This is a genomic window from Streptomyces sp. SID13726, from assembly GCF_010548375.1.
Taxonomy (GTDB): domain Bacteria; phylum Actinomycetota; class Actinomycetes; order Streptomycetales; family Streptomycetaceae; genus Streptomyces.
The window spans coordinates 236,841-262,226 of record NZ_JAAGLY010000006.1; the positions used below are offsets into that span (position 1 = coordinate 236,841).

The 25,386-nt window shown below is 69.4% G+C and carries 25 protein-coding genes and 1 pseudogene; 15 read left to right on the plus strand and 11 right to left on the minus strand.

Features of this window, described 5'->3' with window-relative positions; all coding sequences use genetic code 11:
* Positions 1-88 precede the first annotated feature (88 nt).
* Both G3I78_RS18190 and G3I78_RS18195 read left to right on the plus strand, forming a co-directional pair.
* Entirely contained in the window at positions 89-1,369 is a 1,281-nt protein-coding gene (locus G3I78_RS18190) for a GAF domain-containing protein (protein ID WP_239157894.1), read from the plus strand.
* 56 nt (positions 1,370-1,425) lie between these two features.
* Positions 1,426-2,949: an aldehyde dehydrogenase family protein gene (locus tag G3I78_RS18195; RefSeq protein ID WP_164425720.1), complete on the plus strand. Its 1,524-nt coding sequence runs from the start codon at positions 1,426-1,428 to the stop codon at positions 2,947-2,949.
* A gap of 93 nt (positions 2,950-3,042) precedes the next feature.
* On the opposite strand, the gene G3I78_RS18200 is transcribed toward G3I78_RS18195, so the two are convergent.
* From G3I78_RS18200 to G3I78_RS18220, 5 genes are read right to left on the minus strand one after another with little or no spacing between them, the layout of a single operon-like run.
* Positions 3,043-3,639, minus strand: a complete 597-nt coding sequence (locus G3I78_RS18200) for a hypothetical protein (RefSeq protein WP_164425722.1) — start codon at positions 3,637-3,639, stop codon at positions 3,043-3,045.
* Positions 3,636-4,946, minus strand: a complete 1,311-nt coding sequence (locus G3I78_RS18205) for a hypothetical protein (RefSeq protein WP_164425724.1) — start codon at positions 4,944-4,946, stop codon at positions 3,636-3,638. Before G3I78_RS18205 ends, G3I78_RS18200 begins: the two co-directional genes overlap by 4 nt.
* Complete coding sequence (locus tag G3I78_RS18210; protein WP_164425726.1) at positions 4,943-5,737, minus strand: ABC transporter ATP-binding protein; 795 nt, start codon at positions 5,735-5,737, stop codon at positions 4,943-4,945. The genes G3I78_RS18205 and G3I78_RS18210 overlap by 4 nt, the downstream gene beginning before the upstream one ends.
* Before the next feature lie 33 nt (positions 5,738-5,770).
* Positions 5,771-6,571 carry a zf-HC2 domain-containing protein gene (locus G3I78_RS18215; RefSeq protein ID WP_164425728.1) on the minus strand — a complete coding sequence of 267 codons (801 nt, stop codon included), beginning with the start codon at positions 6,569-6,571 and terminating at the stop codon, positions 5,771-5,773.
* Positions 6,568-7,107 (minus strand): RNA polymerase sigma factor, encoded by a 540-nt coding sequence (locus G3I78_RS18220; protein WP_164425730.1) that lies wholly within the window; start codon positions 7,105-7,107, stop codon positions 6,568-6,570. The genes G3I78_RS18215 and G3I78_RS18220 overlap by 4 nt, the downstream gene beginning before the upstream one ends.
* Before the next feature lie 251 nt (positions 7,108-7,358).
* On the opposite strand from G3I78_RS18220, the gene G3I78_RS18225 reads away from it, so the two are divergent.
* Positions 7,359-8,108, plus strand: coding sequence for a hypothetical protein (locus G3I78_RS18225; protein ID WP_239157895.1), 750 nt, complete (start codon positions 7,359-7,361; stop codon positions 8,106-8,108).
* A gap of 2 nt (positions 8,109-8,110) precedes the next feature.
* Here the strand turns inward: G3I78_RS18225 and G3I78_RS18230 are convergent, their stop codons facing one another.
* Entirely contained in the window at positions 8,111-8,689 is a 579-nt protein-coding gene (locus tag G3I78_RS18230) for a DUF4240 domain-containing protein (protein ID WP_164425732.1), read from the minus strand.
* A 165-nt stretch (positions 8,690-8,854) separates the two neighbouring features.
* Between G3I78_RS18230 and G3I78_RS18235 the strand changes: the two genes are divergently transcribed.
* From G3I78_RS18235 to G3I78_RS18245, 3 genes are all read left to right on the plus strand, one after another.
* Positions 8,855-9,238 (plus strand): SMI1/KNR4 family protein, encoded by a 384-nt coding sequence (locus tag G3I78_RS18235; RefSeq protein ID WP_164425734.1) that lies wholly within the window; start codon positions 8,855-8,857, stop codon positions 9,236-9,238.
* A 313-nt stretch (positions 9,239-9,551) separates the two neighbouring features.
* Entirely contained in the window at positions 9,552-10,013 is a 462-nt protein-coding gene (locus G3I78_RS18240) for an NADAR family protein (RefSeq protein ID WP_164425736.1), read from the plus strand.
* A 66-nt stretch (positions 10,014-10,079) separates the two neighbouring features.
* The gene (locus G3I78_RS18245; protein ID WP_164425738.1) at positions 10,080-10,895 is read left to right on the plus strand and encodes an SMI1/KNR4 family protein; all 816 of its coding nucleotides are present in this window, start codon (positions 10,080-10,082) and stop codon (positions 10,893-10,895) included.
* A gap of 511 nt (positions 10,896-11,406) precedes the next feature.
* Here G3I78_RS18245 and G3I78_RS18260 read toward each other — a convergent pair.
* Positions 11,407-11,568 (minus strand): hypothetical protein, encoded by a 162-nt coding sequence (locus G3I78_RS18260; RefSeq protein WP_164425355.1) that lies wholly within the window; start codon positions 11,566-11,568, stop codon positions 11,407-11,409.
* On the opposite strand from G3I78_RS18260, the pseudogene G3I78_RS18265 reads away from it, so the two are divergent.
* A pseudogene (locus G3I78_RS18265) lies at positions 11,521-11,633 on the plus strand (IS5/IS1182 family transposase); the annotation flags it as partial. The gene G3I78_RS18260 and the pseudogene G3I78_RS18265 overlap by 48 nt on opposite strands.
* Positions 11,634-11,714: 81 nt before the next feature.
* Here the strand turns inward: G3I78_RS18265 and G3I78_RS18270 are convergent.
* Positions 11,715-12,590, minus strand: coding sequence for a hypothetical protein (locus tag G3I78_RS18270; protein ID WP_164425744.1), 876 nt, complete (start codon positions 12,588-12,590; stop codon positions 11,715-11,717).
* 134 nt (positions 12,591-12,724) lie between these two features.
* Positions 12,725-13,579 carry a YwqG family protein gene (locus tag G3I78_RS18275; protein WP_164425746.1) on the minus strand — a complete coding sequence of 285 codons (855 nt, stop codon included), beginning with the start codon at positions 13,577-13,579 and terminating at the stop codon, positions 12,725-12,727.
* A gap of 162 nt (positions 13,580-13,741) precedes the next feature.
* Between G3I78_RS18275 and G3I78_RS52020 the strand changes: the two genes are divergently transcribed.
* Entirely contained in the window at positions 13,742-15,028 is a 1,287-nt protein-coding gene (locus G3I78_RS52020) for a hypothetical protein (RefSeq protein ID WP_239157896.1), read from the plus strand.
* Between the two features lie 493 nt (positions 15,029-15,521).
* Positions 15,522-17,108, plus strand: coding sequence for a pentapeptide repeat-containing protein (locus tag G3I78_RS18285; protein WP_164425748.1), 1,587 nt, complete (start codon positions 15,522-15,524; stop codon positions 17,106-17,108).
* A gap of 39 nt (positions 17,109-17,147) precedes the next feature.
* On the opposite strand, the gene G3I78_RS18290 is transcribed toward G3I78_RS18285, so the two are convergent.
* Entirely contained in the window at positions 17,148-17,828 is a 681-nt protein-coding gene (locus tag G3I78_RS18290) for a class I SAM-dependent methyltransferase (RefSeq protein WP_164425750.1), read from the minus strand.
* Between the two features lie 206 nt (positions 17,829-18,034).
* Between G3I78_RS18290 and G3I78_RS18295 the strand changes: the two genes are divergently transcribed.
* The 5 genes from G3I78_RS18295 to G3I78_RS18315 all read left to right on the plus strand — a co-directional run bounded on the left by G3I78_RS18295 (position 18,035) and on the right by G3I78_RS18315 (position 23,196).
* Complete coding sequence (locus G3I78_RS18295; protein WP_164425752.1) at positions 18,035-18,733, plus strand: FadR/GntR family transcriptional regulator; 699 nt, start codon at positions 18,035-18,037, stop codon at positions 18,731-18,733.
* Positions 18,734-18,793: 60 nt separating this feature from the next.
* Complete coding sequence (locus G3I78_RS18300; protein WP_203615126.1) at positions 18,794-20,224, plus strand: four-carbon acid sugar kinase family protein; 1,431 nt, start codon at positions 18,794-18,796, stop codon at positions 20,222-20,224.
* Positions 20,224-20,589 (plus strand): class II fructose-bisphosphate aldolase, encoded by a 366-nt coding sequence (locus G3I78_RS18305; RefSeq protein WP_239157898.1) that lies wholly within the window; start codon positions 20,224-20,226, stop codon positions 20,587-20,589. The genes G3I78_RS18300 and G3I78_RS18305 overlap by 1 nt, the downstream gene beginning before the upstream one ends.
* A 196-nt stretch (positions 20,590-20,785) precedes the next feature.
* Complete coding sequence (locus G3I78_RS18310) at positions 20,786-21,739, plus strand: NAD(P)-dependent oxidoreductase (protein WP_164425754.1); 954 nt, start codon at positions 20,786-20,788, stop codon at positions 21,737-21,739.
* Entirely contained in the window at positions 21,736-23,196 is a 1,461-nt protein-coding gene (locus tag G3I78_RS18315) for an SLC13 family permease (RefSeq protein WP_164425756.1), read from the plus strand. The genes G3I78_RS18310 and G3I78_RS18315 overlap by 4 nt, the downstream gene beginning before the upstream one ends.
* Positions 23,197-23,354: 158 nt before the next feature.
* On the opposite strand, the gene G3I78_RS18320 is transcribed toward G3I78_RS18315, so the two are convergent.
* Positions 23,355-23,747, minus strand: coding sequence for a hypothetical protein (locus tag G3I78_RS18320; RefSeq protein ID WP_239157899.1), 393 nt, complete (start codon positions 23,745-23,747; stop codon positions 23,355-23,357).
* 223 nt (positions 23,748-23,970) lie between these two features.
* Between G3I78_RS18320 and G3I78_RS18325 the strand changes: the two genes are divergently transcribed.
* Positions 23,971-25,287: a hypothetical protein gene (locus tag G3I78_RS18325; protein WP_164425758.1), complete on the plus strand. Its 1,317-nt coding sequence runs from the start codon at positions 23,971-23,973 to the stop codon at positions 25,285-25,287.
* Positions 25,288-25,386: the final 99 nt, after the last annotated feature.

Consider the following 25,386-nt stretch of genomic DNA (forward strand, 5'->3'; position numbering starts at 1 on the left):
GTTCGGGTGACGCCGGTCGAAGAGGTTGTCTGCGCGGGTACCCGGAGTGACGATGTCCTCAGCCGCATCGCCTTCCGGGGAGGCCGAGTTGAACGATCCGTGGGTGGCCCTGGAACCGGGGGCCGACCCTGCCGAGCGTCTGCGGATGATGCGGCGCGCGCACGCGACGTTCACCGAGGCGGGCACGGTGCAGCGGCCGGTGCGTCCGGTGGTGGCGGACTCGTGGCGGCGCTCCGCCAGGGCCGGGGTGGGTCCGGACGGGACGGCGAGCGTCGAGCTGAGCGACGGGGATCTCGGTGCCTACCGGGCCGAGCATCCGCTGGCGCGGGTCATGCCGCTGTTCCGTGAGCTGATGGGGACGTTCGCCTCCGACGGGGAGCATCTGCTCGCGGTGTGCGACGAGCACGGCCGGCTGCTGTGGGTCGAGGGCCATGCGTCGACCCGGAAGCAGGCGGGGCGGATGAACTTCGTGCCCGGCGCGCGGTGGGCGGAGACCGCCGTCGGGACGAACGCGCCGGGGACCGCGGTCGCGGTGGACCGGCCGGTGCAGGTGTTCGCGGCCGAGCACTTCATCCGCCGGGTGCAGCCGTGGACCTGCGCGGCGGCACCGGTGCACGACCCGCGGACCGGCCGGGTGCTGGGGGCCGTGGACATCACGGGTGGGAACGGGCTGGCGCATCCGCACAGTCTGGGGTTCGTCCAGGCGGTCGCGCGGGCCGCCGAGTCCCAGCTGGCGCTGCTTCTGCCGCAGCACCCCGCGGTCGACGCCCTGGATTTGAGCGTGCTGGGCCGGGACGAGGCGCTGCTGGTCGGCGGGGGCCGCAGGGTCAGGCTGAGCCGGCGGCACAGCGAGATCCTGGTGCTGCTGGCCCGGCATCCGGAGGGACTGACCGGGGACGAGCTGCTGTGCGCGCTGTACGAGGACGAGTCGGTGCCGCCGGTGACGCTGCGGGCCGAACTGGCGCGGCTGCGCAGGGCGCTCGGGCCGGGGCTCCTCGCGTCGCGGCCGTACCGGCTGACCGTGCCGGTCGAGTCCGACGTGGCCGTCGTCGAGCGGCGGCTGGAGAGCGGGGCGGTCACGGAGGCCGCGCGGGCGTACGCCGGTCCGCTGCTGCCGGCCTCCCAGGCCCCGGCGGTGGCACGGCTCAGGCGCCGGGTCGCCGACGGGCTGCGGACGGCGTTGATCGCCCGCCGCGATCCCGACCTGCTGGCCGACTGGGCGCACGCTCCGTGGGGCGAGGAGGACGTCGACATATGGCGGGCGCTGGCCGCCGTACGGCCGACGGCGAGCGTGCGGGCCCGGCTGGAGGCGCTGGAGGCGGAGCTGGCCCTGCCGACGGCAACGTGGTTGCAACGTCCGCGCTCCTAGCCTCACGCGCAGAGCTGCCCAACGGCGGGCAGCGCTGCTGAAGGAGGCAGGCCAGCATGACCCGTTACGCGGCACCCGGCACCGAGGGCGCGATCGTCTCCTACCAGGCGCGCTACGACCACTTCATCGGTGGCGAGTACGTCCCGCCGGCGCGCGGGCAGTACTTCGAGAACCCGTCGCCGGTCAACGGGCAGCCGTTCACCGAGGTCGCGCGGGGTACCGCCGAGGACGTGGAGCGCGCGTTGGACGCCGCGCACGCCGCCGCACCCGGCTGGGGCCGGACCTCGGTGACCGAGCGGTCCGACATCCTCCTGAAGATCGCCGACCGGATGGAGGCGAACCTCGAGAAGCTCGCCGTCGCGGAGAGCTGGGAGAACGGCAAGCCGGTGCGGGAGACGCTGGCGGCCGACATCCCCCTCGCCGTCGACCACTTCCGGTACTTCGCGGGGGCGATCCGCGCGCAGGAGGGTTCGCTGGGCGAGGTCGACGACGACACCGTGGCGTACCACTTCCACGAGCCGCTCGGTGTGGTCGCGCAGATCATCCCATGGAACTTCCCCATCCTGATGGCGACTTGGAAGCTGGCGCCCGCCCTCGCCGCCGGCAACGCGGTCGTCATCAAGCCCGCCGAGCAGACCCCGGTCTCCATCCACTACTGGATGAGCCTCATCGCGGACCTGCTGCCACCGGGCGTGGTGAACATCGTCAACGGCTTCGGCGTGGAGGCGGGCAAGCCTCTCGCGTCGAGCCCGCGGGTGGCGAAGGTGGCGTTCACCGGCGAGACCACGACGGGGCGGCTGATCATGCAGTACGCCTCCGAGAACATCAAGCCGGTCACCCTCGAACTCGGCGGCAAGTCGCCGAACATCTTCTTCGACGACGTCTGGGCGCGGGACGACGACTTCCGCGACAAGGCGCTCGAAGGGTTCACGATGTTCGCCCTCAACCAGGGCGAGGTCTGCACATGTCCGTCCCGGGCGCTGATCCAGCGCGGCAACTACGCCGAGTTCCTCCAGGCGGCCGTCGCCCGCACCGAACTCATCAAGCCCGGCCACCCCTTGGACACCGACACGATGATCGGCGCCCAGGCCTCCAACGACCAGCTGGAGAAGATCCTCTCCTACCTGGACGTCGGCCGGCAGGAGGGCGCGAAGGTCCTCACCGGGGGTGAACGCATCGAGTACGACGGTGAGTTGAAGGGCGGCTACTACGTCCAGCCGACCATCTTCGAGGGCGACAACCGTATGCGGATCTTCCAGGAGGAGATCTTCGGCCCCGTCGTCTCGGTGACCTCTTTCGACGACTTCGACGACGCCTTGAAGATCGCCAACGACACGCTGTACGGCCTCGGGGCGGGCGTGTGGACCCGCGACATCAACACGGCGTACCGGGCCGGCCGCGCGATCCAGGCGGGCCGCGTCTGGACCAACTGCTACCACGCGTATCCGGCGCATGCCGCGTTCGGCGGGTACAAGCAGTCGGGGATCGGGCGGGAGACGCACAAGATGATGCTGGAGCACTATCAGCAGACGAAGAACCTGCTGGTGTCGTACTCGCCGAAGAAGCTGGGCTTCTTCTAGAGGCCCGAGAGAAGGCGCCTGACCTGGGGATTTCCAGGCAGGCGCCTTCTGTTGGCCGCACTCGGAGGTGACGGTGGCCGACCCGGTTCAGGCTCAGACTGGGTCCGACGGTGTGCGGTGCCGCGGGCCCCGGATGACGTAGGCGGTGGTGCCGGAGGTGGCGAGTACCGCTGCGATCACGGCCGCGGGCAGGCTGTCGTAGGGCTGGGCCTGCCAGGTCAGCGTCTCGCCCGCGGTGCCCGGGGCCGGGAACGTCACCGCGGCGAGTGTCCATCCGAGCGGCAGGAACCAGGACCGGGCGGTGCCGACGGTGGCCGCGCCCAGGGCGGTCAGGCCCAGCAGGCCGGCCGTGTCGCGGAAGGCACAGCCCAGGGGGCCGAACCGGGTGCCGGTGAGCAGTGTGGCCAGTAGGAGTGCGAGTACGCAGGTCAGGGCCGTGGCCAGGTGGGAGGTTCGCAGTCGTGCCCAGGGCCTGGCCGCCGTGCGGTCCAGGGTATCGTCGGGGCCGCTGAGCGTGGTGGTGACGACGGAGACCAGGAGCAGGACCGTCAGGACGAGTGTGGTGCGGCCGACCTCGCCCTCGCCACTGGTCATGGTCGCCAGCAGCCACGCGAGGGCGGTGGCCGCGGTGGCCGCGGCGAGCGCCGCCGGGACCTGGCGTGAGCGGGCGTAGAGCAGCAGTCCTCTCATCGGGCGCCTCGGGTCAGGAGGCCGGGTGTGACCTGGCATTTCTGGGCAGCCTGCTGGACGGCGGCCATCCTGGTCTCGGCCTCGGCGCGCGGCAGGGATCGCAGTGTCTTCCAGAGCCGGACGGCGTCCGGGGCCACGTATTCGAGGCTGTCGGGGCCGGTGGTCGGTTGCCGGTCGAGCAGCCAGAAGGCCGCTGCGGTGGCGACCGGGAGGTTCGCTCTGTCGCCGCAGGTGTCAGGGCCGGTGAACACTCCGGTGAGCATGGCCGGTTCGAGGCGGCCCGGGTGGGCGAGGTGACCGTGCTTGTCCACCGTGATCTGCATGAGCGCGGTGTCGGCGCGCGGTGTCGGCGAGGTGGGAGGAAAGAGCGTGCTGGTGTCCTCGTGTGCTTCGACGACCGCCGTGTTCGACAGGAGGGCCAGCGCGCGCCGGGCCTTCGGAGTGACCTCGGGCAGAAACGCTTCGTGGGCCCGGCTGAGGCAGACCCGCGGGGCGTCGGTGGTGCACACCAGTTCCTGGGCGACCGGGTCGAGCCTTCCGCGCTCGTAGGCATGGCCGGTCGGTACGACCAGGGCCGTGGCGACTGCCCCGACGGCCAGCGGCGCCAGCGCGGCGACCGCGAACCTACGGTTCCGGAGGGCGAAGAGCACGGCGAAGGCCGCCGCGACCGCGGCCATCCAGAGCGCCTGGGCAGCGCTGACACGGCTGTCGACGGTGTCGTAGTCGCTGAACATGCTCATCCCCATGCTCGGGGAGAACGCCGCCGTGAATCCGCCGTCCGGCAGCGCGTGAGGGGCGAGGATGACCAGCACGAAGCCGGTCACGGCCAGCGCGGGTGCCGTGGCGAGCGCCGGTATCAGTCGTCCTACGGCCAGCCCGAGCCAGACGGAGGCGATCATCGCGACCAGTCCGACGGCTACGACGACATAGGCGGCCGGCGGCAAGTAGCTCGCGGTGCCGGCGATCCGTGGTGCCGCGGTGAGGAGCGTGACCAGGTACGCGACGAGTACCGCGAGGCCGGTCGTGACCAGGATCGGCACCATGTGCTGCGGTCGCGGGCGGGGTGTGCTGGCGAACAGTTCGCCGACGCCGGCCCGGTGTTCGCGATAGGACTGCCAGGCACCGGCGGCCATCGCGAGCGGGGAGAGCAGCGCCAGGTATTCGCGCTGTGTCATGACCAGCGCCATCCATCCGGTGGACCATCGTGTCGCGGTGGCCTGGAGCAGGATGGTGCCGGCGAGGGCGATCAGGAGCGCGGCGCCGAGGGCGGCCGAGCGCCGGAGCTCGATGCCGAGGACGCGGTTCATACGTTGCTCCGGTGTCGGCGCAGGAGGGCGGAGTAGCCGCGTTCGGCAGGGCTGTGGCCGGCGTCGCTCTGCCCGCCGCGGGCGATCAGGTCGTCGGGGGTGCCGTGGAAGAGGAGGCGGCCCTCGTTCATGAGGAGGACGTCGGTGCAGGCGGCGACGACGTCCTCGACGAGGTGGGTGGAGACCAGCACACAGCTGTCGGTGCCCAGGTCACGCATCAAGTCGCGGAAGTCGAGCCGCTGTTCGGGGTCGAGTCCGACGGTCGGCTCGTCGAGCAGCAGGAGTTCGGGGTCGTTCACGATGGCCTGGGCGATGCCGGCCCGGCGCACCATGCCGCCGGACAGTGTCTTCATCTTGTTGTCGGCCTTGGTCGTCAGGCCGACCCGGTCGATCGCGCGTTGTACGGCGTCGGGGATCGCGGTCCTGGGCATCTCCTTGAGCCAGGCCATGTAGGCCACGAACTCGCGGACGGTGAACCGCGGGTAGAAGCCGAACTGCTGCGGCAGATACCCCAGTCCGCGCCGCAACTCGCGCAGGTCGGCGCGCCCGTCGACCCGCGTGCCCAGGAGCGTCAACGAGCCGTCGGTGGGTTTGACGACGGTGGACAGCGCGCGCATCAGCGTGGTCTTGCCCGCGCCGTTCGGGCCGAGCACACCGTGCACGCCGGTGCCCAGCGTCAGGTCGAGGCCGTCGACGGCCAGGTGCCGGCCGGCCCGGACACGCAGTTGTTCGGCGTGGACGAGCCAGGGATGAAGGGTGGGGGCCGTCTCGGCGGCACTCATCGCCCGCATGGGTCTCTCCTGCTGATCCTGTTGATGGGGAGGTCAGTTGCCACTGGTCAGGCGGCGGAACCGGGAGGCTGCGAAGGGTGTGATCGCGGCCAGGACCGTGGTGGTCACCGCCCAGACCGCGGTGCTGCCCGGCTGAAGTACCGGTGACAGGGACCGGACCGCCACGCTGGGCAGCAGGGCCGCCGCCGACCAGGTCACCGCGAGTGAGATCGCCGCGCGCCGTACGCCGATGAGGGCGCCGAGCACGAGCGTGGCCGCCGTGAACGCGAGGCTGGGCAGGAGGGTGAGGGCCAGCGAGGTTCCGGTGCTCGCTCCCGCCGCCAGCAGTGCCGGGAGGACTACGACGAGGACCGCGAGCGTCCGCCGCAGCACCATGGCCAGGCCGGCCGCGGGGGTGGTGGCGATCAGCTCCCAGGCCGGGTCGATCCGGCGGCTCCAGGCCACCGCGACGCCGGGCAGCGGTGCCACCGGAGCCAGTAGCAGTACGAGTGACGGCATGCTCGGCTCGGCGGCGTCGAGGAGCACACCGCAGCCCAGCACCGCGACGGTCACCGCGAGCCAGGGCAGGAGCGTCCAGGCGAACCAGCGTCGGTGCGCGGCTCCGGCGCGGGTGCGTTGCCGGGCGGGCGACGGGCTCGCTTCGAGCGCCGCGTCGAGCGAGACGGCGACACGGTCGAGCAGGTCCGTCGTGGCAGGGGTGACGTGCGCGGCCAACTGCTCACGGCAGTCGGCGCACCCGTCGAGATGGGCCTCGATCGACCAGAGAGCGGCGTCGTCGAGCCCCGGTCCGCCGTCCGCGTAGCGGGCCAGGAGCACAGTGCTGGGATGAGTCATGACAGCGCCTCCCGCAGTGCGATCCGGGCCCGCCGGGCACGGGTCTTGACCGTGCCCTCCGGCACGCTCAGCAGCAACGCCGTCTGCCGCACCGACAGGTCGTCGAGCACCATGGCCTGCAGTACCTCCCGCAACTCCGGTGGCAGTCGCAGCAGCGCCTGTTCGAAGTCCTGGTCGACACGGGTCGCCATCACCTCGTCCTCGGCGGCCGGCACGGTCGTCTCGAGCAGCGCAACGGTCGGCACCCGCTGCTGCCGGGCCCGCCGGCGGAACGCGTCCACGAGACGGTTCGCGGCGATCGTCCAGAGCCAGCCGAGCGCCCTGCCCTCGGTCACGGAGCCCGCGTAGCTGCCCGCCGCGCGCCAGACCGCCAGATACGTCTCCTGGAGAACGTCCGCTACGACGTCCTCGTCCGAGCAGCGGCGGCGGAGCCGCACCGCCAGCCAAGGTGACGTACGCCGATACAGCTCGTCGAACGCCGCCCGGTCACCGCCGGCGACCCGACGCACGAGTTCTGCCTCTTCGAGGCTTGCCATGCCTTTCACGATCAGGAAGACGAAACGAGTGTCCGTTCGGGTTCTCGGAGGCATCACGGCGGGGCTGCGGGGGCGGAGCAGGAGGCCGTGGGACGCGGATCGTGGACGGCTGTACTGTGCTGCTCTCCCTCTCCCGAAGCCGCGCTGACGTGGCGAGTAGCTCACTGGAGTGGTTCTGGGACCGGCCCCAAAAGCCTTAGATTTGGCCCGTGCCCGCGACTTGGCAGAGGGCGTGACGGCTGGAGACACCTTTGCGGGACAGTTTTTCCGATGGATTCTTTACGCGGCTGGCGCACGACACGCATCCGGTGGACCTGATGTGTCTCTACCTGCTGCATGGTTCGCTCGAACGGGTCCCTGACCTGTTGGTCGATCGGGAGAGGTTGTCGTTCGAGTACCTGAGTCGGCATGTACGTACCGCGAACCACTCGAACTATGCCGACGCGGACACGTTCTCGCTCTCCATCAAGAAGAAGGTTCGCGGGCGGCTGTACGGCCTGGAGTTCAGACTTTATTTCATCGCCGGTGAGCCCTATTCCGAAGCGGTGATTCCCTTCGGGGCGGCTGTCGACCTGCGCCGGTTCATGCACCACTTTCGTGCGCACTACGCCTTGGGCGGGGCTCCGGGTGACTGGGACTTCGACGTATACACCGACGTTCATGACCTCAGCGAGAGTGTCGTGCTGTTCGGCAACCAGCGCGAGGTCTGGTTCCAGGTCAACCGCGGCCCGGTGGTGACCGGTCGGTCCAAGCCGACCTGGAACCGGGGCCGGCTGGTCACCGGCCGCCTGCACGGGAACCGGTTCGGGACCAGTACCCAACTCCACGCGGGAGGAGTGATGTTCCCTGACCGTCTCTCCGCCGTCGGGGACACCTCGGTCGCGGCCCGGGCGTACCGGCGATATGTGGCTGGGCTCCGCGGCCCTCTTCCCCTGCGGGCGGGCCAGTCCGTCCGTCCCGGGTTCGAAACGGGGAGGCGGTCACGCTCGCTGAGCCGATAGTCTCAGTCGAGGAAGAGTGCCGCGAGGCGTGGGAGGCGGCGCCTCATCTGCTCTTCGTCTTCGGGGTCCCGGTTCCATTCCTCGCCCAGCGGCTTGTCCGGACGCGTCATGGCTCTTAGCGCGGTCTCAACTGCCGTATCAAGCGAGTCAGTCTCCCCTTGGATCCTTCGATAGGCGTCCTCGATCAAATAGCTCACGGACTCGTAGCCGATCCAGCCTCCTTCTTCACGGCTCATGCGGGCAACCGTGGGCAAGTCGGCAAGAGAGTCCGGATCTTCCACGGCACGGTTGAACATGTCCCGCCCGAGGAGGATCAACCCTCCACGGAAGTCCATGAATCCGTCGTCCGAGTAGCTGCCTTCAATCAAGTAAGCGGCCATGCACAGCGAATATCGATAGGCGGAATCCTCCACCTCGACGTACTTGACGTAGAAGTCGACGATCTCAGCCGGATCGAGCGAGGCAAGGACATCGACCAGCGCCTCGGGCAGTGGATCGTCCGGCAGTTCGCGGTCGTCGGCGCGGTCACCGACTGTGGCCCGAGCCTTGTCGACGAAGCCCCACCATTCTTCTATGTCCATGACCGTGATCATAGACACGGCACCGCTTCCTCCCCGCAAGCCGATATCGATCGCACACAGTGACATCAACTCTCATTACCATTGATCAAGTTGGAGTCCCGGTCAGGGTGGCCGGGGCTACGGCCTGCCGGCGGCAGTGCCTGGCTCGAGAGGAGCAACATCGACATGACAGAGGCGGTTTCCGGGTCGACGGCGGCCACGTCGGCTGATGTGGCCCGCGCTCGGGCCGAGATCGCGTTGAGCCTTCCGACTCCGCTGGTGGAGTTGTGGGAGGTGACGGACGGGCTGATGACGGATGCCGGTGTGACCGTGTACGCAGCCGAGTGCATCGGCGAACGCAACTCCACCTACGAAGTCGCGCAGTACGCACCGGGGTTCGTTCTCATCGGCGACAACAGTGGTGGGCGCGGGTTTCTTCTGCGTGCCGATGGTTCTGACTCCGCCGTGTTCTCCTCGGACCTTGGGGACCTGGCTCCTGACGACTTCGAAGTCGAGGCTCTGGACTTCGCGTCCTGGATTGAATCGCTGGGGTCTGAGCACTTCCGCTGAGGGGAGGGGAGGGGAGGGGAGGGGAGTTCAGGGAGGCGGAGGCCCGGCGCCGGGGTTCAGCGGATGGCCGCAGACCGGGCCTACGGTGTGGACCGACGGCGGTTCACCGCAGGGATGGCGGCGGTTGCGGCTTCCGTGGAACTACGTAGTCGAATCCGGGGAACCACTGAACTTTCACGACGGTGTGGGCTGAACTCGGTGATCCCTCGTACAGTCGGCTCTGATCTTCCGCTCCGGGCCATGGGACCAGCTCACCGTGGTCACGGTCCCATGTCCTGTTCAAGAACGATCCGGCAGTCGCGAGGCAGTCCTGATGACGATCTACTTCTACGGTGCCGACGACGTTCCGTACGGATGTTTCTCGAACTTCTCGGATCATGGCTTTGACCTCGACGGGTTGTGGTGGCCCACTTCGGAGCACTACTTCCAGGCGCAGAAGTTCACAGGCACCCGCCATGCCGACCTCGTTCGGCGTGCTCGCACGCCGTTGCGGGCGGCCGAGCTGGGCCGTGATTCGACCAAGCCTCTACGGAGGGACTGGGAGCGGGTCAAGGACGACGTGATGCGCCGTGCGGTCGCGGCCAAGTTCCGTGCGCATGACGACATCTGCGAGATTCTGCTGTCCACCGGTGACGAAGAGATCGTCGAGGACACCACTGCCGACCATTACTGGGGCCGAGGCAGGACCGGTACCGGCAAGAACATGCTCGGAAAGATCCTGATGCGCACCCGCAGCCGACTCCGTGCCGAATTTGCCGAAGGTGGGCCTCGCTGAGGTCAGCCCTGGCGGGGGCGAGGGGTCAACGGTGTGCAAGCGCCCGTGTGTTGTTGGAGAGGGAAAGTGGTCAACCAGCATGGAGCGCTGGCCCGTTACGCCGCTGAGTTGCAGGCCTTGGCCGAGGGGCGAACCGCACCGGAGGAGTGGCTTTCCTGGTGGGTGCGGCACGGGCGGGAGGTGATGGAGGTCAGTTCGCCTGGTGTCTTCCTTCGCCTGAAGCCGAAGCATGGTGACGAGTTCGGTGGGGTCGGCGCCGCTGCGGGCAGCCAGGAAGGGGCTTGCCGCGTTCTCGATGCCCTCGGCGTTGCCTATGAACGGTCCGATCGCTATCAGAAGGCTTGGCGACAGGCCATCGACGGTCTACGCGAGGAGCAGGCTGCTGAGGCCGCACGAAAGGCGGCGGACTTCGTGCCGGTGATCGACAGTCTCGCCGTCGGATTTCCTCGCTTCGCCGCCTTCCTCGCTGCCGGAGTCGACGAGATCGACAGTTGCCAACGGGGCCTCGATGATGCCGCGTTGGACGAACTCGAAAACTCGCTTGACCTTCGGCTTCCTGCTGCCTACCGCTTCTTCCTGCGATGCGCCCGCGAGGTGGTTGTGGGAGACACCTTGCAGATGACCTCAAGCCATCCCTTCATCCATTCCTCGACGATGGTCACACTTCCCACCCAGGGCATGCTGTGTGTTGCCGACTACTGGCTGGAAGCCGACGGCGACGCGGTGTTCATCGATATCCGAGAGCACCCTCAGGGCGACCCTCCACTCTTGTACTACGCCCATGCGCAGAGACGGACCCGGGTGATTGCGGACAGTTTCACTGAATGGGTTGAAGGGCTGCCCCAAGAACTGAGTTCCGTCACGCGTGAGGCGAGGCGTTGAGCAGAGTGTTTGCTTCCTGCGGAGGGATCTGATCATGGATGACGTATATTTCTGGGCTCTTGTCGCATCGTTCGACTGGGAACGGACCGGTGATGACGAGGCAGTACTCGCCTCTGCCGCACAGGTACTTCGGGGACTTCCGCCTCAGGAGATCCTCGCGTTCGAGGACCTACTGGCCGCCAAGCTCTACGCACTTGATACGCGAGAGCACGCTCGCTGGTGCTATCAGGGACAGGCGGATCCGGACGATGGGGGACGATTACATCTCCGCCGACGACTTCCTGTACGCACGCTGTGTCGTAGTGGCGAACGGAAGGGAATTCTATGAGGGGGTACTCGCGGACCCCACACGATTCCCGACCGGGATGGAATTCGAGTCTCTCCTGTACCTCGCCAGCAATGCTTACGAGGCCCAGACCGGTGCGCCGCATTCCCAGCGTACGAGTGTGTCCTGGGAGAGTTTCAGCAATACCGCTGGATGGGAGCCCGTCCAGGGCACGGCGGGGGGACGCTACACCGGTGCTGGAATGCCGCCGTTGACCCGCAGGCCCGCGTAAAGCCGCTTCGCCAGGGCACGGCCGCTGACTGAGCGTAATTTGGCTTGAATCACTCTGGCATTACTGGTGGTCTCGGCATTCCCCTGGGCCTCGTTCTGGTCGGCGCCAACCGCCACGACTCCTTGCTGCTCGCCCCGACCTCGGACGCCGACCGGACGACATCACGGTGCACCTCGACGCCCTCTTCTACCTCGCCGACACCATCCCGAGTACCGGCCTTTACGCGGCAGGACACCCGCAGAGCGGCTCGCGGGAGACATGGTCAGCAGCGGGCCAACACTGCCGTCTCCGGGCCGAACGCCACCACCAGCCGACTGTCCGCGGCGATGGCCACCGCCTCCACCGGCGCGGGAAACACCAGCTCTGACCCCACTTGCCGGCCGGTGGTCAGATCCCACACCCTCACCGTGAAGTCATCGCTGCCGGTGACAGCGACCGGACGTCCCTCCGCCACCCCCGTCGCCACCGCCAGCACCGGGCCCATGTGGCCGATGAGCGGTTCGCCCACAGGCTGGTGCCTGGCCAGGTCCCACACCCGCACGGCCCCGTCCCAGCCGCCGGAGACGACGACGGGACGACCGTCCACCATCCCTGTCGCCACCGCCGACACCTTGTCAGCGTGGCTGAGGGGTTCGCCGATGAGTCGGCCGGTGGCCAGGTCCCAGACGCGTACCGTGAAGTCGTCGCTGCCGGTAACAGCAACGGACCGCCCCTCCACCACCGCCACCGCGTTCACTTCGTCAGTGTGGCCGAGGTGTTCACATACGGGTTGGCCGGTAGCCAGGTCCCAGACCCTCGCTGTCATGTCGTAGCTGCCGGTGACAACGACGGGACGACGACCGTCCGCCCACCCCGTCGACACCGCCGAGACCCCACCGGTGTGGCCGGCGAGAGGCTGCCCGAGGCCGTGGTCGACCATGCCGGCGGCCCACTCCACACCCCACCGCCCAGTCGACACTCCCTCCACCGGTGTGGCGTTGATCCGCGCCGACAGCTCCAGATCCCCGTACCGAGCAGCATCCGCCAGCCCAAGCGCCTCCCCCGGATCGGCATGCACCAGAAATCCCGCATCCGCCAACCGTCCATCCACCCCGGATGACACATCCCCGGCCCGGTCAACGTGCAGATCATCAGACATGCCTGCATCCAAGCAGCCTTCACCACCGAAGCGACCAATTGCCCGGCGACCTCAGATACTGGGCCCGCAACGGACCGCCAGGGAGACCCGGCGAACCGTCACGGGCAACGGAAACCGGCTTGCACCGGCACGAGCTAGCACTGCACGATGAGCCGCGCCCGGTCGAAGCGTTCGGCGGCAAGATCCTCAGGGCGGATGAGCCAGTAGAGAGTGCCCTCGTCGCCCCATGTCATCTTCGCGTCGCTGTCACTGTCGAACTGGGCGAGCACCAACCAGCGTTCGGCCTCCTGGTCCAGGAGCTGGTCGCCCCACGCGTGCGTGCCGCCGAGTTCCGCGCTCGCGAGGTCGTACTCCACCGGACCCTGCACGGGCGCGGCGTGGCCGCCGACCTGGTGACCGATCCGGGTGCGCAGGCGTCCGAAGGCGCGGAGGAACGGCTTGAGCTCGGCCGGGGTGTCGCGAGGGTGTGGCCAGTGCCGGCTGTCGCCGAGCAGGGCTTGCCTGGCCTGGGGCAGCCACAGGTCGGGCGCGCTCTGCTCCGCAACCGCGCTCAGCTCCACCCTCGTGAACGCCTCCAACTCCGGGGGCGTCTCGGTCGGGGAGACGGGGGTGTTCTCGGGGACGTACAGCACCTGAGCCCCGACCCAGGTCTCGGGGTCGTCTGGCGAGACGAAGGCGTCTTCGTCGACCTGACCGTCGTAGAAGAAGAAGAGCAGGAGCCCCTCCTTCGGGAACTTCTCGGCCAGTCCCTCGCGGGGTAGTGCGGCACAGCGCACCGAGGCTACGAAGGACAGTGGTCCGTGGCCGGGCCACTCCGGCCAGTCGACCCCCGCCGGGAGTTCCGGGTTCCCGCCGAGGACGGCCACGGTCTGCTCGCCGTCCGCCGCTCGACGAAGGCGTACGGACGGCCGTAGAAGCGCTGTCCAGCGCTGGGCGAGATCGCCGGGGAGGTGCTCGGCGGCAAGGCCGGAGTATCGCTTGTCGTTCATGCAGTGCATCATCCTTGCCGCCACTGACAACGCGAGCGTGGGTCTGGCCAGGTGGAGCTGAAGAGGCAGAACAGTACGTAGTTCCACTGATGCGGGCAGGCCTCCGGACTGTTAGACAGACCAGCAGGTCCCGGAAGCCAGCACTGCACGAGGAGATCTCTGATGTCCGCCCCCAAGTCGGTGGCTGCGCCCGAGGCGTGGGAGCAGGAATTGGCCGACTCCTTCGCGGTGCTGCTGGGCAAGCCGCTCGGCGAGTTCCCGAAGGCTACGGAGTACGCGTTCTGCTACCTGGACGACGAGCTGTCTCACATGATCCTTGAGGAACTCGGCAGCGGCGAGCTGGACTTGAGTGCGGTCATGCGGGGCGAAGCGATCGACGGTGGCCGCCGGCACGCGGACAGCCCGTTCGGCTTGAGCCAGTGGGCCCTGGATCTCGGACGGTCGACGTGGCTGTTCGAAGAGGAGGCGTTCGACACCGAAGGCGGGCTCGGTGAGTCGATCGGTACGGCGCTGAGGGCGATCTCGACCGCCACCGATGACGGGAGGTGGGCGGTGTCCGGTGCGGATCTCGCCCACGTGCTCGCCGCGCACAAGGACCAGTTGGACGAGGTCGACAGCGATGAAGTGGCGGCGGCCTTGGTGCTGCGGGTCGACACGGACGGGACGTTGTTCGACGCGATGCGTGCCGCTACCTGGACCATGGGCGGGCTGGACGGCCTCGTGGGGATGGAGGAGGGGGCGGAAGTTGTGCCTGAGTGGGACGACAGTCTGCGGCGGATTACCCACGCCCAATTGCGTGACCACCTGCGCATGCTGTGCCTGACAGTTCAGCGCTCTGCACTACCTCGGCCGGTTCACCTATCCCTGATGGAACGAATGACTTTCCAAACGCATCTGCGACAGGCCGCCACCGGCATCCTGGAACGCGTCCCTGAGCAGTTGAAGACTGAGATATACGTGCTGGCCTTCAACATCTGGCGCATCGACGCCGACAACCGCCGCCCGTATGTCGATATCGGCTACAACACGGAGAGCCAGTACGAGGAGAAGATGCGCCGGAGTGGTTCCGAACCCTGGGAGGTGCGCTGGAATTATGCCTTCTGGATCCTCGACGGCTTCGACAAGCTCGGCAACATTCCTGAGGACCCGGTCGGTGGCCCGCTCTACGAGGAGGAGACCGGGAGACTCGGCATCTGGTACGACGGTGAATTCGATCTCGCTCGAATGCTGGAGGACGATGAGCTTCGCGCCAAGTCCCGCCTCCTCGAACTCCACTTCCACGACGCCGTTGTCGATCTCGCCCGCCACCTGCACGCAAGCGGCACCATCGAGAGGATCTTCGGCCGCCCGCTGCCCGTGGTCGTGTTCGACATGGACTGTCCGGGCTGGGAGGAGGAGGCCACCAAGGCCGCCAACCCGGCCGAACTGATCGAAGACTTCCTGGCGTGAAGCCCGGGCAGGTGTCGGTAGGTTGATCATGGATGTTGATGACAGGGTTGATGACGGGGAGGCAACGAGGATGCAGTCGGACGTGTCCGAGGTGTATCAGCGTGCCGCCGGCCTCTTGGCCGGGCCGGACATCGGTCTGCACCCCGCTGCGCTCCGGGAGTTGGAGGCACTGGCCCGCACGCATCCCGCGCAGCGACGTCCCGTGGCCGACGCCGTCTGCCGCTACCTGCGTGACCCGGTCGAGCAAGCCGCCGACGGTTCCGTCGGACCACGGGCCGCGGCAGCCGCGACGCTCGCTGCCCTGGCACGCCTGCATCCGACCACAGAGCCAGACACAGACAGAGTCAGAGACACAGCCACAGCCACAGCCACAGCCACAGCCACAGCCACAGCCACAGCCACAGCCACAGCTCAAGTCTCTGCCGACGCCGCAGCAGATACCGGGTGCGGTGCCGACTGCGGCGCCTGCCTCCACATCGACCTGACCGGCGCTGTGCTGCCGGACATCGACTTCAGCGGCTGCCGTTTCGGTCTGGCCCGCTTCGCGGACGCCCACTTCCGTGGCGCCTGCGTTTTCGACGGCGCCCATTTCGCCGGGGAGGCGCTGTTCCAGAGGGCGGTCTTCGAGAGCGACGCGCGTTTCACAGGTGCCCGGTTCGGCGACAGCGCCGTGTTCGGGCGTACGAGATTCCGGGCCGGCGCCGACTTCTCGGGCGCCCGGTTCCAGGGGATCGCCTGGTTCGGCCGGGGCGAGGAGGTGCTGTCCGAGGACGATCCGGCATGGGATCAGGTTGAGGCATGGCGTCCCGTCGCCTGGGAGGAACGCGACGAGGACGACCCGCTCTGGCCCCTGGCCGTACTGGAGGACGACTACCAGAGCTGGGAGGAAGGCGGCGACGGGGCACGCTTCAACGGCCGGGCGTCGTTCAGCCATGCCCGGTTCGAGAGCGCCGCCTGGTTCTGGAAAGCCCGCTTCGGCGGCGAAGCCCTGTTCCACCAGGCCGTGTTCGGTGGACGGGTCCATCTCGTGCAGCCCTCGGCCGACCTCACCGGCGCCCGGCTCTCCGACACCGCGCGTGACGAGGAAGAGGAACAGGACTGGCCCCTCGGCTGGACCACGGCCACCCCGGACCCCGGGGACAGGGGCGGCGCACGGCTGATCCCCGACGAGTCCGTCGCGCCGTATCACGGTCAACTCGCCGACGACGACCCCGAGATCCGCCGCACCGGCCTGCGCGTCCTCGGCGAACTCGGCGACGCAGAGCCCGAGTTGAGGCAGCGCGTGGTGGACACCGTATGCGCGTATCTGCGGATGCCGCTGGGCTTCGATGCCGGCGCCGACGTGTTCACGCTCACGCCCTCCCAGTTCGGCGAAGCACGGACGCGGCGGGACGCTCAACGGCTGCTCGCCGACCGCACGCGACCCTCCGCCGACCGGCCGATCTGGGAGGACATACATCTACACCTCTCGGGAGCCACACTGATCGACTTCGACGTGAGTGAATGCCGGGTGGCTCAGGGGGACTTCACCGGTACGCAGTTCCACGGAAGCACGACGTTCGCGGGCGCGTCGTTCGGCGCTGTGTCCTTCAGCCTGCCCTATGCGCGCGAAGGGCGGGCCTCCTTCCACGGCCCCGCCGATTTCTCCGACGCCCGGCTCTCCCACGGGACGCTGGGGCACTGTCTCTTCCACGCGGACGGCTCCGTACGCGCGACCGGAACCGGTCAGGACCTGGTCCGGATGCTGTTGAGAGCCAGGGGCGCCTTGTCCCCCGCCGATATCACGGACGGATTCCGTACGGCGCTGCTGACGGCCGCCTCGGAGACCCCCGACAACCTCTCCTGCGCCGAGCACTTGGAGTACGGCACGGTCCCCGGCCCCTCGTACGCCCCTGAGCGGAAGAGGTCCGGGCTGAAGATCATCGGCACCGACATCCTCGTCTCCGACCTGGCGTGGCGTATCGAGGACGCCCCCATCCCCGACTCCGTCGCCGGAGACCTTCCCGGACTCACCGCCGAGCAGTGGTCCGCCGCCACCCGCTTCATCACCCTTCTCCTGGGCGCACTCGAAGCGGAGTGAGTGTCGGCGGCGGCAACGGCAGCGCACCCTCCACGAAGCTCAGCGCAGCCGCCGCACCCGCAGCACCAGGTCGTCCGTGTGGTGGGCGCCCGCGCCGCCGTCGGGGGCCTGGCGTGGGCGTTGTTCGTCCACTTCCACCTCCCAGTCGTCGTCGAGGAGAGCGGTGACCATGGTGGGCCAGACGTAGTCGGCCGGGTCGAAGCCGCTGTCGTGGGCCTGCTGGGTGTCCATGCCCGCGTGGTGCACGAGCAGCAGCACACCGCCGGGTGCGACGGCCGCGAGGAGTGCTCGCTCGGCGGCGGCGTCGGGGGTGCGCAGCAGGGCCGGGTATTGCGCGGAGACCAGGTCGAAAGAGGCCGGTGGGAGCGCCGCCTCGGTGAGCGCGGCGTGCACCCAGCGGACGGTGAGCCCGGCGTCCCGCGCGTGCCCGGCCGCCCGTTCCAGCGCCACGCCCGAGACCTCGAGCGCGGTCACGTCCCAGCCGCCGCGCGCGAGCCAGACCGCGTCCGCGCCCTCGCCGCAGCCCACGTCGAGCACCCGCCCCGGCGTGAGCCCGGCGACCTCGGCCACGAGCGCGCCATTGGGCCGGCCGCTCCACAACTGCTGTCGCTCGGCGTACCGCTCGTCCCACTCCGCGCGCAGCGCGGGGTCCCCGACGTATCCGTCGGCGGGCGAGGGGGTGTCGGACAAGGAGGATCCTGCTGCGATGTCGTCTGTCACGGGCCCACCGTCGCCCACCGCTTCCCGCTGGGCCAGTCCTTTTGCCGTTCCGGCAAACGCGTCGGGAGGTCGAACCGGCAGAGGTATTGACGCCCCTCCCCACCGGTGCCATTGTTTCGGACACATAGACATCAGATGTCTGACGTCAGATGTAGCCGCCGAGCCAGTCGGATGAACCGAGCAACCCGAACGAAGAGGTTCACGCCATGTCACTCTCGGACGACCTCGCCGAGCAGCTGCTGACTGCCATCATCGACGGCCAGTACCCGCCGGACTCCGCGCTGCCTCCGGAGGGCGAGCTGTCGGAGCAGGGCGGGGTCAGCCGGCTGACCGTGCGGGAGGCGGTCAAGCATCTGCGGGCGCAGAACGTCGTCCGGGTCGTGCGCGGCCGGGGGACCTACGTCAATCCGCCGGACCGGTGGACCGCCCTTGAGCCGGTGGTGCGGGCGGCCTCACGGACCGCGAGCGGCGCCCTGTCGGAGCGGTTGATCGAGGCGCGGCGGCTGATCGAGAACGGCGCCTGCGAACTGGCCGCGTCGCGCCGTACCGACGAAGACCTCGACGTGCTGCGGCAGCACCTGGCGACCATGCGCGAGGCGGCCGACGCGGGCGACACCGAGCAGTTCGTGCAGGCCGACATCGACTTCCACGACACGGTGATGCGGGCGACGGGCAACCTGTTCGTGCCGCTGCTCTTCGAGCCGTTCGGGCCGTTGCTCGTCGAGGGGCGCCGGGAGACCTCGGCCGTCCCGGAGATCCGTACGAACGCCATCGCGCACCACGAGGCGGTGCTCGCCGCGCTGGAGTCCGGCAGCCCCGAGGCCGCCAGGACCGCGATGGACGGCCACATGAACCAGACGGCCGACGACCTGCGCACCCATGTGATCAAGCGCGACATCGACTGATCCCCCGGTCGACAACTCCCCCACCTCCCCCAACTCCCCTTTCGACACCAGGATTTCGACATGTCCCTACCCCTCCATGCCCAGACCCGGACCGTCCCCGAGGCCACCGTGCTGGAAGGGCTGCCCCCGGTCCGCGAGGTGAGCGCCGACGAGGTGGCCGCCCGGCTCGCCGGCGGTCCGCGTCTCGTCGTACTCGACGATGACCCGACCGGCACCCAGACCGTCGCCGACGTCCCGGTCCTGACCGCCTGGACCGTGGAGGACCTGCGCTGGGCGCTGCGCCAGGACAGCACCGCCTTCTTCGTGCTCACCAACACCCGCAGCCTGTCCCCCGAGGACGCCGCCGCCCGCAACCGCGAGGTGGTGCGGGCTCTGCGTACGGCGTCGGCGGCCGAGGGCGTCGACTACGTCCTGGCCAGCCGCGGCGACTCGACCCTGCGCGGTCACTTCCCGCTGGAGACGGACGTCCTGGCGGAGGAACTCGGCGCGGTGGACGGGGTCGTGCTGGTGCCCGCGTACATCGAGGCGGGCCGTCTGACGGTGGACTCCCACCACTGGATGCGGACCGGCGACGGTCTTCTCCCGGTCGGGGACAGCGAGTTCGCCCGTGACGCCACCTTCGGCTACCGCAGTTCGTCGCTGCCGGAGTGGGTCGAGGAGAAGACCGGTGGGCGCACCGCCGCCGACGAGGTCCTGCGCATCACCCTCGACGACCTGCGCGGCGGCGGTCCCTCGCACACGGGCCGGCTGCTGTCCTCACTGGGCGGCGGGCGTACGGCCGTGGTGGACGCCGTGTGCGACGACGATCTGCGGGTGCTCGCGCTGGCGCTCGCCGAGGCCGAGGGGAACGGCACCCGGCTGCTGTACCGGGTCGGGCCGTCGTTCGTGCGGGCCCGTGCCGGACAGGCCGGGCGCGCTCCGCTCACCCCGGCCGAACTGCGCCCACTTCGCGGGGACGCGCCGCACGGGCTGATCGCCGTAGGGTCCCATGTGTCGCTGACGACACGGCAGTTGGACCGGCTTCGGGAGCGCGGCGGGATCGCCGAGTTCGAGCTCGACGTGGCTCTCCTGCTCGACGAGCGGCGTGACGCGCACATCGCGGAGGTCGCGGCCTCGGCAGCCGGGGCCCTGGACTCGGCCGACGCCGTGATCCGCACCTCACGCACGCTGGTGACCGGTGTCGACGCGGAGGACAGCCTGGCGATCTCACGCCGGGTCTCCGCCGCGCTCGTGGAGGCGGTGCGACAGGTCAACGCGGCCCGGCGGCCCGCCTTCGTCGTCGCCAAGGGCGGCATCACCTCCAGCGACACCGCGACCCACGGCCTGGAGATCCGCCGCGCCTGGGCCCGGGGCACGCTGCTGCCGGGGATCGTCTCGCTGTGGGAACCGGTGGACGGGCCCGCCGCCGGCATCCCCTACATCGTCTTCGCCGGGAACGTCGGCGGGCCCGACGCCCTCGCCGACGCTCTCGACCTGCTCCGGAGCACCTGATGCCGCTGCACGGAACCGGCGCCCTGAAGCGCCTGGCGTTGGACACCGCCGAGCACTCCCCCGCACCGCTCGGCGTCCACCTCGACCACAGCCGGGACCTGGACGAGATCACGGCCTGCCTGGAGGTGAGCCACACCTCCGTCATGGTCGACGGCTCGCATCTCCCGTTCGCCGAGAACATCGCGCTGACGAAGGACGCCGTACGGCGGGCTCGGGCCCACGGGGCCTGGGTGGAGGGCGAGTTGGGCGCGCTGCCCGGCGACGAGGACGTCTCCGTGTGGTCGCCGGGCTGGGACGCGGTCCGGGACCCGGCCCTCAAGGTCGTCGGCCGGCTGAGCCCGGATGCCGAGGGAGGAACCGCGTGACCTGACCCGCGCCCCGCTGACGATCCACCGCCGCGGCCCAGGGCCCCAGCCCCGGCGACGACCGCAACACGGCCCCACTTCCGCGCCGTACGACACCGGCACCGGCACGCGCCGCAGACCGCCGACCGCGCGCCCTCCTTCTCCGCCGCCGACTCCCCACGGCGGCTCCTCGCTCCCCCTTTCCTGGAGGACAGACATGTCTTCGCACCCCCGTCCCCGCACGGCCGTCATAGGCCTGGGCGCCATGGGTCTGCCCATGGCGCGCCGACTCGCCGGTCAACTGCCCTTGTCCGTCTACGACATCGCCGTCGACCGGCGTGCCGCGCTGGCCGACGAGGGCGCGCGGGACGCCGGTTCCCCGGCCGAGGCCGCCCGTGACGCCGACGTCGTCGTGCTCGCCGTACGTGATCAGGCGCAGGTCGAGGGGGCGTTGTTCGGCACGGACGGCGCCGCTGGGGCTCTGCGGCCCGGTGCCGTCGTGGTCCTCACCAGCACGGTGGGTCTCGACGCGGCCCGTTCCACCGCCGAACGGCTCGCCGAGCGTGGGGTGTTGACGGTGGACGCGCCGGTGAGCGGAGGTCCGGTGCGGGCCGGGAACGGCGATCTGCTGATCGTCGTAGGCGCGGAGGAAGCTGCCCTGAATGCGGCCCGGCCGGTGCTCGAACTGCTCGCCTCCACGCTCACGGTCGTCGGTCCGCGGCCCGGTGACGGGCAGGCCATGAAGGCCGTCAACCAACTGCTGGCCGGTGTGCACATCGCCGCCGCCGCGGAGGCGATCGCGCTCGCCCGCGCCCTCGGACTCGACCCGGCCACGGTGGTCGACAGCCTCAAGCACGGTGCCGCCGGGTCGTTCATGTTCGCCGACCGGGGGCCGCGGATGGTCCAGGCGTACGGCGACGACGGCGAGGTGGAGGTCAGGTCGCGGCTCGACATCTTCGTCAAGGACATGGGCATCGTCACCGGGATCGCCAAGGACGCCCATGTCCCGGTGCCGTTGGCCGCCGCCGCGGAGCAGCTCTATCTGCTCGGCGAGCGCGCCGGGCTCGGCGCCCGTGACGACTCGTCCCTCGTGACCGTCCTGTCGCCCAAGTCGTCGGAGACATCCGCGGAAACGGCCACGGAGACCACCACGGTCGGGGAGGGCCGATGAGCCACACCACCCTCCTCACGATCGCGGTCGCCGGTGTCGCGGCCCTGCTCCTGCTCATCCTCAGAGCGAAGGTGCAGCCGTTCGTCGCGCTGATGGTCGTCAGCATCGGGGTCGCGCTCGCCGCGGGGGTGCCCGCCGCCGACCTCGTGAAGACCATCGAGGACGGCATGGGCGCCACGCTCGGCCACATCGCCACGATCATCGCCCTGGGCGCCATGATCGGCCGGATCATCGAACTCTCCGGCGGCGCCCACGCGTTCGCGCACTCCCTGATGGCAAAGTTCGGCTCCCGCCGGACCCCGCTGGCCCTGACCGTCGCCGGGTTCGTGCTGGGCATCCCGGTGTTCTTCGAGGTCGGCCTGATCATCCTGATGCCGATCGCGTACGGCGTCGCCCGCGCCGCCCGCAAGCCGTTGCTGGTGTACGCGCTGCCGATGGGGGCGGCGATGCTCACCGTGCACGCCTTTCTGCCGCCGCACCCCGGGGCCGTGGCGGTCGCCGCGACGATCGGGGCCAGTCAGGGGCTGATGCTGTTGCTGGGGCTGCCGGTCACTGCCGTGGTCGCGTTGCTCGGGTACTTCGTGTCCCGACGGCTCACCAGGCGGGAGTACCCGATGGATCCGGCGGTGTACGCGGAGGTGTACGGCGAGGAGGGGGCCGGAGGCCGGGATGGCGAGGCACCAACTCCCGCTAGTGGCAGCCCTGTTGAGAGTGGCCCGTCCGTCGAGAACGGTCACGGCACCGCCGTACTCACCAAACCCCTCCCCGCGGGGACCGACGTCCGGCCGCCGTCCTTCGGCATGGTCCTCGCGCTGATCGTCACCCCGATCCTGCTGATCCTCCTCGGGACCATCGGCCAGAACACCCTCGCCGAGGGCTCCACGCTGCGGGCCGTACTCACCGTCCTCGGCGCCCCGATGGTGGCGCTGCTGATCGATGTCGCCCTGTGCGGCTGGCTGTTGGGCGCCCGGCGCGGCTTGCAGCGTGGGCAAATCGCCGAGGTGATGGGCTCGGCGCTGCCGCCCGTCGCGATGGTGATCCTGGTGGCCGGGGCGGGCGGTGTCTTCGGGAAGGTCCTGGTCGCCAGCGGCATCGGGGACGCGATCGCCGACGTCCTGGACCGCACCGGCCTGCCCGTGCTGGTGCTGGCCTTTCTGACCTCCCTCGCCCTGCGCGCGGCCCAGGGCTCGGCGACCGTCGCCCTCATCACGACGGCCGGCATCCTCACCCCGCTGCTGCACCGCGCCGACCTGTCGACGGGTCAACTCTCCCTGGTGGCCCTGGCCATGGGCGCGGGCGCCCTCGCGCTGTCCCACATCAACGACGCCGGCTACTGGATGTTCACCAAGCTCGCCGGCCTGGACGTGGCGTCCGGGCTGCGCACCTGGACGGTCCTGACGACCGTCATGGGCTGCGCGGGGTTCGCCCTCACCGCGGCTCTGTGGCCGCTGGTCTGACACCCTGGGGCCCAGCTGCCCGCCCGGCTCTGAGGGGGCTGGGCGGGCAGCTGCCGTGTCGGAGGTGGCCCCCAGCGCGTGCCCAAGTACCGCTCAGTCCTGAGACTTCGACCTGCGGAACAGCCACTGCCCCACTGTCCGCCTCGGGGGCCGTACCACTACCCGGCCATGGGCCTTCTGCCCGACCAGCTCCACCCGCAACGTGACCGGCGTACCGCCATCGTGCCCACATCGATCAGCACGGTGTCCTGTGTGATCACGGCCTCGGTGAAGTCCAGGGTCACCGCGCAGTAGGTCACGGCGAGTTCGAGCCGCCGCGGCACGACCCAGCGGCCTGCCCGGGTGACCGCACCGCTGTGGACACCCTCGAACCGGACCACGTCCTTGGCCGCCGCGTCGACACCGCCGACCGCGCCGGACACGGACGGCAAATCAACGGTGAGAACAGCCAGTTGGTTCACGGTCCGCGCGGGCGGAACGGCTTCCAAGCGCTCGTCCAACTCCGAGGCGCGGGTGGTGTTCTTCCCGGCAGGTCGATCTCTCCCCGACATGGTCCCGTCCTGATCCTGTCGAACGTGTCCGGGCGACGCGGGCAGCGGCGCGAGGGAGAGGGAGAGGGAGAGGGAGAGGGAGAGGGAGAGGGAGAGGGAGAGGGTAGCGCTATATCGCGACAGGGCACTCCCCACTGGACGTCCTCACGGAAAGAAACCCGGTGGCCGATCTATGTCCCGGGGTGCATCCTGATCTGTTTCCCTGACTGAGGAGGACAAGTAGATGGAGATCCGGCCCCTCGCGGCGCTTCAGACCGCCGACGGTCTGTCCCTGGCGTTCAACCCCTACGGACTCGGCGGCCGTATGAACCCGGAAGACGCTGCCGAGTTCCAGCAGCGGCAGATCGCCGACTGCGACCTGGCCGATGCCGTTGCCGCGGGAACACGTGACTCCTTCGAGCGGCTGCGTACCGTGTTCGCGTACGGAGTGTTGTGCTACGACCTCTACACCCTCGTCGGCGACCATGCCCTCCTCGTCTATGAGCAGGCCCTGCGCGACCGGTTCATGGAGTGGTGCGCGGGCAGCGTCACCTTTCGGTTTCCCGAGGCTGCCGACGTGTCGTTGCCTGTGATGTCGTACGACGACGTCGAGAGGCATGCCCGTCGTATGAAGGGGAAGCGCGGAAAGCTGCTGGTCGGTGCCGCGACCGTTGATTTCAACGGCACGCTGCACGGCCTTCGCCTTTGGGCACGCGCGGCGGGTCTGCTGCGCGGCAGGCGCAGTCGGATGGTCGAGCAGGCTCTGGCCAGGCTGCGCAATCACGTCGCACACCCCTCCGGCCACCATGTCGACACCCCGGTCGAGGCGGCACGGACCGTGCGCACGCTGGCCGAGGTCATCAACCAGCTGTGGGGGCGGGCGACCCCGAACGGGCGACTGTATCCGCAGCCACTGCGCCGGGAGATCGCCGTACTGAGCTGGAAGGGCGACGCGAGTATCCATGTGGAACCGGCAGACGCGCTCTTCGTCGGCGGCGACGAGGAAGAGCAAGCAGGAGACGAATACCAGCACGTCGTGGTGCGGGCCATCCCGTTCATCCCCGGCAGCCACTGGAACGACGAGCACTTGACGGAGTTCGATACCCACTACGAGACGACGCGGTATCCGACGGACTACCTGTGGGGCCCGGGAACCCGGCGCGCAGCACGAGCGTGGCTGGAGAGCGAGCGTCCCGAGGCCGACAGCGTCGACTTCACCGACCGGGTGTTCCTCATGCGCGACGACGCCGGACGTCTGCTGCCACCCATGCGGCCGGAGGTGGCCGCCGGGCTGCCCGCGGGCGAGCGAACCGGTACCTGGCATGCGGTGCGGGCTGATTTCCCGGAGGACGCCTTCGCGCATGTGCGCGGCACGACACAGGATGGAGGCAGCCACTCCGGCGACCAAGGTGACTGCGCTTCTTGTTCCGTCGAGGTCCTCGGCTCAGGCACCTTCGACGACGTCCTCGGCGTGGCGGAGACAACGCTCGGCGCGATCCAGCCGGTACGGCTTCCCACTGTCCGGCTCCCGCTGTCCCTCTTCTGGCCCGACCGCACTTGACGGCCCTGCTCCACTCGAAAGCCACGTCACCCGACGCTGCGCTCCCGCACCCATGCCCCGCCCACCATCCCACCCCCATCCCACCGCCACCCCGTTTCC